We start from the raw sequence: 6,974 nt of genomic DNA on the forward strand, positions 1-6,974 counted from the left end.
CTCGGGCCACCTCGATGGTCCGGTCCTTCGGGTCTCCGATGATCACAGACATGTCGCGCTCCTCAGCAGGGGTTCTTCATGCGGCAGTGGTTGCGCATGTTGTCGGCTTCGGAGGTGGTGATCCCGCCCCCGTTGGGCACGCTCGGGTTCATCAGCGCCGAGCTGTTGTTGCGGTGCGAGAGCCCGAGGTAGTGACCGAGCTCGTGAGCCGTGGCGAAGTCGCTGACCCCGCCGCCGGCGTTCATCTCCACGACGCTGCCGTCCATCCCCTTGGCGTCCTTGTTGCACGGGCCGTCGACGCGTGACAGCCCCGCGGTGCTGCCGACGTACAACCGGACGAAGAACAGGTCGAGGGCGTCGTTGGGAACCGTCCACTCGTCGGTGAGGGTCTCGGCCTCACCGTGGGAGTTGATGACATCTCGACCACGATCGTCGGCGTTGGGGATGACGTAGTGCTCCACCCGACCGACACCCATGGCGCGCCCGGCTCCGGCATACAACCGGCGGGTGAGGTCGATCGCGCGGTCGATCTCGGCGAGGTCGCCCGTGGTGAACTGCTCGGACCCGACCCGGATGCAGTTGACGTGCACGTACTTGGCACCGAGTCGGTCGAGCTCGGCCCTGAGGTCGACGGTCACGGTGTTGGTGAGCTGCCCCAGCAGGTCTCGGCGGACCGACAGGGTGCCGCTGCCCAGCCCGATGCAGGTCGCTCGTTGGCGGATCGCGACCATGGCTCAGCTCTCCAGGGCGGTGACCCGCGCCGTGAGGGCGTTGATCTGGTCGGTCAGCGACCTCAGCGTCGCGCCGACGTCGTAGGTGCCGTAGCCGACCGGCTTGTCGACATGGAGGGTGTTGGGGCAGGTGACGACGCCGTTGAGGGTGATGCCGCCGGGGTAGTCGCGCGACCAGTTCAGGGTGAGGCCGTCGGTGAAGTCGTGCACGAGGGCCCGGCGCTGTCCGCTGGTCGACACCCGTCGCCCCGGGGCGTCGAGGTTGAGGTCGACCGCGGTCACCTTGACGAAGTCGCCCTTCACGGTGGTGGTGTTGCCGCTGAGCTCGATGTCGGCGTCCATGTTGTTCCTCCTGCGTCGTCGGCCTTCCCGGAGACCCGGGGTCATTGCCGTTGCAGAGGAGGAGCGCCGATCTCGGACAGTGATACGTCTCGGGGGCTGTCAGTTCTAGGCTGCCTGGCATGCCCAGCACCGCCCACCGCGCCTTCGTCCTTGCCCTCGGTCTGATCCCGGGCCGGGTGATCGACAAGGCACTGACCCAGCCCGCCCGCCGCAAGCGCAGCACCGTCGCGCCGAAGAGCCTCGCGACGTCGTACGACGTCACCGAGACGTCGGTGGCCGGACGCACCGTGGTCACCGCTCGCCCGCGCAGCGGCGGCGAGGTCGGCGCCGGGCTCAGCACCGGGCTCGGCACCGGGCGGCACCTGTTCTACCTCCACGGCGGCGCCTACACCGTCGAGGACAACCACTGGTCGTTGCTGCGGCTGCTGGTCGACCGGGGCTGGACGGTCCACCTCTACGACTACCCGCTGGCCCCCGAGCACACCGTCGACGAGACCGTGCCGGCGACGCTGGAGGCGTGGAGTCACGTCGTGGAGCTGGCCGACGGCGCGCCCGTCGACCTCGCCGGCGACTCGGCAGGGGGCGGCCTTGCCACCGTGCTGCTCCAGGTGCTGCGTGACCGCGACGTCCCCCGCCACGAGCGCCCCGCGCGCACCGTGCTCTTCTCCCCGTGGGTCGAGCTCGTCATGGACGACGCCGCCACGATCGCGGCGGCGAAGGACGACGTCCTGCTGTCCCTGACCGGGCTCCGCGGCTGCGTCGACCTCTACCGGGGCACGCGAGACGCGTCCGACCCCTGGCTCTCCCCCATCCACGGCGGCCTTCACGACCTCGGCGAGATCCAGGCCTGGGTCGGCACCGCGGAGATGTTCCAGCCCCAGTGCGAGCGCTTCGCCGACCTCGCGGCCGGGGCCCCGGACACCGACCTCGAGCTGCGGCTCGGCCACGATCTCCTTCACGCCTGGCCGATCTTCCCGGTGCCCGAGCAGAAGCTGGTGGTCGACGAGATGGCCACCTTCCTCACCCGATAGCGCCCACTGGGTCGTCGAGTAGTCGGCCGGCGACGAAGGAGCCCGGGCCGACGTATCGAGACGTCTTGCGATACCCACCACCTCTCCACAAACACCCGTGCTCGAAGGTTGTCCACAACCCCGTGGTTGAGCGGATCTCAGCCCGTTGGAGTGTCGGCGCCCGGTGGTTGCATAGCCACATGAGCAGGCACCTCGACGGCACCGGGACAGGACACCCGATCCTGGCCTGCCTCGACGCCCTCGAGGGCCAGCTCGACACCATCAGCGACACCCCGGCCTGGTCGCTGAGCGCCGAGGAGACCACCACCGCGGTCGCCCGCCTGGTCGCCGACCTCGCCCGCCTCGCCGAAGTCGAGACCCGCCTGTTGGCCCAGGCCGAGGCCCTCGACCTGCCCGGCACGATCGGCGCCGGCTCGACCGCAGCCTGGCTGGCCCGCACCACCCGGATGACCCGCGGTGAGGCCAACCGCCGCACCCACCTCACCCAGGTGCTCGATGCTCACCAGCAGACCCGTGACGCCATGGCCCGCGGCGAGGTCCTGGCCGAGCAGGCCACGGTGATCGGTGCCGCCATCGACGACGTCGGCGACGGCCTCTACAAAGGCTCGTTCACGATCCCCGAGGCCCAAGCCCAGATACTCCGCAAAGCCCTCGCCGCCCTCGCCGCACCCAAACACGTGCGCGCCACCGAAGGTGCCGGGGCCTACGACTACGACAAGCCCACCCCGCAGAAAATGGGCCACGCGTTCTGCGAGTACATCGAGCGCTACCCGGTCGCCCAGCTACCGAAGATGGGTGGCGTCGCGGCCACGATCATCATCACCGCCGAGGCCGACGCCCTCACCGCAGGCGCCCAGAAGGCCGGCGTCACCGACACCGGCACCAAGGTCTCACCCGGACAGCTCCTCCGCCTCGCCTGCGAGGCGAAGATCATCGCCGCCGTTCTCGACAAGGACGCCCACGTGCTCGACCTCGGCCGCACCCACCGCCTTCACACCGAAGCCCAGCGCCTCGCCCTCATCATCGAGCAGGCCGGCTGCCAGCACCCCGCGTGCGACGTCACCGGCGCCTACTGCCACGTCCACCACACCAACCCCTGGAAGACCGGCGGAGAGACCAACACCCGCGACGCCGTCCTCCTGTGCCCCTTCCACCACCACCAGAGCCACGCCACCGGCCAGACGTACCCCATGAGGACGTAGCCGCACCGCGGCTGGATGCGTCAGCCGGCGCGACCGCCTGCGGTCTTGGCAGCAGCGGCGAGCACCCTCACGAAACCCGGCCACGCCCGCGGCGAGAGCGCCATCGAGACGACGGTGTGGGTGCGAGTGGTGGTCGGCTCGGGATCCTGGTCGAACCGTCGCTCGAGCCAGGTGAGCATGGTCGGGAGGCCCAGGACCATCAGCGAGAGGTGCTCGCTGAGCCGGTCGCGCACGTAGGTCACCTCGACGCCGGCCTCGACATACCGAGCGACCTGCCCGTCGACGTCGTCGACGTCGATGATCTGGTCGTGCACCGCCTGCACGACCAGGACCGGGCACTGCGGAGCGGTGTCGCCGAGGCGGATGTCGTTGAACACCTCGATCACTGCGGCCTCGCCGAGGACGTCGGCCAAGGGCGGGTCGAGGAAGTCGTCGAAGTCGTCGAACGCATAACGCAGCACGGCGGTGACCGTCGTCATCTCCTGCAGCCGATCGAGGCGTTCGATGCCGTCGGCGTGCACGTGTCGGCGCACGACCTCGCCGAGACCTGGGTAGGCGTGCCGCAGACCGGAGACGACCAACGCCGGGAGTCCGGCGTTCAGCCCGCCGTTGAGCTTGATGAAGGCCTCGCCGGGGTCGCCCACCGGCGAGCCCAGGACGGCCCCCACCAGCGTGATCTCAGGTGCATAGCGCGGCGCCATCTCGGCGGCCCAGGACGAGGCCATGCCGCCGCCGGAGTAGCCGAACAGCCCGACCGGCGTGTCCCTGGTCGCCCCGGTCGGCGGGAAGGCCATCGCTGCGCGGATCCCGTCGAGCACGCGGTAGCCAGGCTCGCGCGGCGCGGCGAAGTGGCCGTGCAGTCCCTCGTGGTCGCTGAGGCTGACGACGTAGCCCCTGTCCAGCAGACCGGCGATGATCGTCAGCTCGAACTGCGGCAGTGCGCCCCACGCCCGGGAACCGCGGCGCAGGGCGTAGGACGGGAAGCAGCGGTCGGACACGGCGTCGATCGCGCACTGGTAGGCGACCAGCCGCTGCGGCCCCTCGGGGTCGTGCTTGCGCGGCATGAGGATCGTCGTCACGGCGACCTCGGCCCGCCCGTCGAGGTCGGTGCTGCGGTAGGCGAGCTGCCAGGCGGTCAGCCCGCGCTGGGCGATCAGCCCCAGGAACGCCACCTGCACCTGCCGACTGCGCACGACAGTGCCGGGCGCCAGCGCCGCAAGATCGTCCGGCGAGTCGTAGAACGGGTCGTCGGAGGGACGCAACGGCCGACGGACGGTGCGTTCGTCGGTGTGGGGGACCGCCAAGTCGAACGCGTGCTGGCTCATGCCGCCATGGTCCCACCCGGCTACCGGCAGGTAACGAATCCAGCCACCAGGTGGCCGACCGGGACGTTCGGTCAGCCGGAGACGCTGACGTCGACCACCTCGACCGCCCGGGCCTTGGCCCAGCGGTAGTCCGCCTTCCCCGAGGGCGAGCGCTGCACCTGCTCGACGCGCGCGATCGCCTTGGGGATCTTGTAGCGCGCCACGTGCCGGCCGCACTCGGCGAGCAGGTCCTCGTCGGTGACCTCCACGCCCTCGTGGGTCTCGACGACCGCGACCACCTCGCTACCCCACCGCGCCGAGGGCCGACCGACGACCACGACGTCGCGCACGGCTGCGTGCTCGGTCAGCGCGCGCTCGACCTCCTCGACGAAGATCTTCTCGCCGCCGGAGTTGATGAAACCGCCGTCCTTGACCATGCCGTCAAACTAGAACTGGTTCCATCTCGCCTGCAACCACCACAAGTGGTCTGGATCACTTCTTGACGCGTGTCAAAACTGACACGTACAGTCTGTCTCGTGACCCACACCACATCGCGCACCTCGCCCGCCGCGCTCCCGACCACTGCCGTCATCGGCGCCGGGATCAGCGGCCTCACCTCCGCCAAGATGCTCCTCGACTACGGCGTGCCCGTCACCGTGTTCGAGGCCTCCGATCGCGTCGGCGGCAACTGGGCGTTCGAGAACCCCAACGGTCACAGCAGCGCCTACCGCTCGCTGCACATCGACACCTCCAAGCACCGGCTGTCCTTCAAGGACTTCCCGATGCCCGAGGACTACCCCGACTTCCCGCACCACACCCTGATCAAGGACTACCTCGACTCCTACTGCGACGCCTTCGGCATCCGCGAGCACATCGAGTTCAAGAACCGCGTGATGCACGCCGAGCGCCTGCCCGGCGGCGGCTGGGAGCTGCTCGACGAGGCCGGCGAGCGTCGCCACTTCGACTTCCTCGTGGTCGGCAACGGCCACCACTGGGACCCGCGCATGGCCGACTTCCCCGGCGAGTTCACCGGCGAGTCGATCCACGCGCACCACTACGTCGACCCCTACACCCCGATGGACTTCACGAAGAAGAAGATCCTGGTCGTGGGCCTCGGCAACTCCGCCGCCGACATCACCGTCGAGCTGTCCAGCCGCTCGCTGCAGAACGAGGTCACCCTCTCCACGCGCTCCAGCGCCTGGATCGTGCCGAAATACACCGGCGGGCTGCCGGCCGACAAGTACTTCGTCACCACGCCGTACCTGCCCCTGGCCTGGCAGCGCAAGGCCATCCAGAAGATGCAGTTCATGTCGGGCACCAACCCCGAGCTCTACGGCCTGCCGAAGCCCAACCACAAGTTCTTCGAGGCCCACCCGACCCAGTCGGTCGAGCTGCCGCTGCGCCTCGGCTCCGGCGACGTCACGCCCAAGGGCAACGTCTCGCTCCTCGACGGACGCACGGTCCACTTCGAGGACGGCACCAGCGCCGAGTTCGACGTGATCATCTACGCCACCGGCTACAACATCACGTTCCCGTTCTTCGACCCCGAGTTCCTCAGCGCTCCGGACAACGCCATCCCGCTCTACAAGCGGATGTTCAAGCCCGGCATCGACGACCTCGCCCTGGTCGGGTTCGCGCAGTCGACGCCGACGCTCTTCCCCTTCGTCGAGGCCCAGGCCCGCCTGGTCGGCGCCTACGCGACCGGCAACTACCGCCTGCCCGACGAGGCCACCATGGAGGAGGTCATCGTCGCCGACCAGCAGAAGTACACCGGCCACATGCTCGACCGGCCGCGCCACACCCAGCAGGTCGACTACTACATCTACGAGCACGACATGCGCACCAAGGAGATCCCCGCCGGCCGCGCCCGTGCCCAGAAGCACGGCGCACCCGCCCTCGCCGGGCGGGGCGTGCGCGAGCAGGTCGCCGCCGTCACCGGATAATCACCCCATGACCACCCGCGAGAAGAACCACGCCCCCAAGGGGGACGAGCGACGCGCAGCCCTGCTCGCCGCCCTCGAGCACCACCTGATGGAGGGCGACGGCGCGCTCGACTCGATCAACATCGCCGACATCTCGCGACGTGCCGGAGTGACGCGCTCGGCGTTCTACTTCTACTTCGAGTCCAAGGCCGTGGCCGTGGCCGCGCTCTCGGAGGAGATGTACGACGCCTCGCTCGCGGCGGCTGCGCACCTCGCGGCCGACGGCACGCCGGCCGACAACATCGAGGCCGTGATCCGCACGCTCTTCGGCGCGTGGGAGAAGCACCAGCACCTCTACCGCGCGATGCTCGACGCCCGCGCCACGAGCGCCCCGGTGCGCGAGATGTGGGAGTCCGACCGGGCGTCGTTCGTCGGTCCGGTC

At 69.5% G+C, this 6,974-nt stretch carries 8 protein-coding genes; 4 read left to right on the forward strand and 4 right to left on the reverse strand.

The genetic code is table 11. The features are described 5' to 3' along the window. Window positions 1-62: 62 nt before the first annotated feature. Together VOI19_RS10760 and VOI19_RS10765 are read right to left on the reverse strand one after the other, a co-directional pair. Complete coding sequence (locus VOI19_RS10760; RefSeq protein WP_323792964.1) at window positions 63-731, reverse strand: matrixin family metalloprotease; 669 nt, start codon at window positions 729-731, stop codon at window positions 63-65. A 3-nt stretch (window positions 732-734) separates the two neighbouring features. Further along, the gene (locus VOI19_RS10765; RefSeq protein WP_323792965.1) at window positions 735-1,073 is read right to left on the reverse strand and encodes a hypothetical protein; all 339 of its coding nucleotides are present in this window, start codon (window positions 1,071-1,073) and stop codon (window positions 735-737) included. Window positions 1,074-1,192: 119 nt separating this feature from the next. Between VOI19_RS10765 and VOI19_RS10770 the strand changes: the two genes are divergently transcribed. After that, window positions 1,193-2,104, forward strand: coding sequence for an alpha/beta hydrolase fold domain-containing protein (locus VOI19_RS10770; RefSeq protein WP_323792966.1), 912 nt, complete (start codon window positions 1,193-1,195; stop codon window positions 2,102-2,104). Between the two features lie 179 nt (window positions 2,105-2,283). Continuing rightward, window positions 2,284-3,306, forward strand: a complete 1,023-nt coding sequence (locus VOI19_RS10775) for an HNH endonuclease signature motif containing protein (protein WP_323792967.1) — start codon at window positions 2,284-2,286, stop codon at window positions 3,304-3,306. 20 nt (window positions 3,307-3,326) lie between these two features. Here the strand turns inward: VOI19_RS10775 and VOI19_RS10780 are convergent, their stop codons facing one another. Together VOI19_RS10780 and VOI19_RS10785 are read right to left on the reverse strand one after the other, a co-directional pair. Further along, the gene (locus VOI19_RS10780; RefSeq protein WP_323792968.1) at window positions 3,327-4,631 is read right to left on the reverse strand and encodes a lipase family protein; all 1,305 of its coding nucleotides are present in this window, start codon (window positions 4,629-4,631) and stop codon (window positions 3,327-3,329) included. A 71-nt stretch (window positions 4,632-4,702) separates the two neighbouring features. Then, window positions 4,703-5,047 carry an AMP-binding enzyme gene (locus tag VOI19_RS10785; protein ID WP_323792969.1) on the reverse strand — a complete coding sequence of 115 codons (345 nt, stop codon included), beginning with the start codon at window positions 5,045-5,047 and terminating at the stop codon, window positions 4,703-4,705. A 99-nt stretch (window positions 5,048-5,146) separates the two neighbouring features. On the opposite strand from VOI19_RS10785, the gene VOI19_RS10790 reads away from it, so the two are divergent. Then, entirely contained in the window at window positions 5,147-6,553 is a 1,407-nt protein-coding gene (locus tag VOI19_RS10790) for a flavin-containing monooxygenase (protein ID WP_323792970.1), read from the forward strand. Between the two features lie 7 nt (window positions 6,554-6,560). Then, window positions 6,561-6,974 (forward strand): TetR/AcrR family transcriptional regulator (locus tag VOI19_RS10795; protein WP_323792971.1); only part of this gene is annotated, 414 nt, incomplete at its 3' end.

It is taken from the genome of Nocardioides sp., from assembly GCF_034670285.1.
Taxonomy (GTDB): Bacteria; Actinomycetota; Actinomycetes; order Propionibacteriales; family Nocardioidaceae; genus Nocardioides.

Coding starts and splice junctions, on each gene's coding strand:
- VOI19_RS10765 (WP_323792965.1), bottom strand. CDS start 1,073: ATGGACGCCGACATCGAGCTCAGCGGCAACACCACCACCGTGAAGGGC.
- VOI19_RS10760 (WP_323792964.1), bottom strand. CDS start 731: ATGGTCGCGATCCGCCAACGAGCGACCTGCATCGGGCTGGGCAGCGGC.
- VOI19_RS10780 (WP_323792968.1), bottom strand. CDS start 4,631: ATGAGCCAGCACGCGTTCGACTTGGCGGTCCCCCACACCGACGAACGC.
- VOI19_RS10775 (WP_323792967.1), top strand. CDS start 2,284: ATGAGCAGGCACCTCGACGGCACCGGGACAGGACACCCGATCCTGGCC.
- VOI19_RS10770 (WP_323792966.1), top strand. CDS start 1,193: ATGCCCAGCACCGCCCACCGCGCCTTCGTCCTTGCCCTCGGTCTGATC.
- VOI19_RS10785 (WP_323792969.1), bottom strand. CDS start 5,047: ATGGTCAAGGACGGCGGTTTCATCAACTCCGGCGGCGAGAAGATCTTC.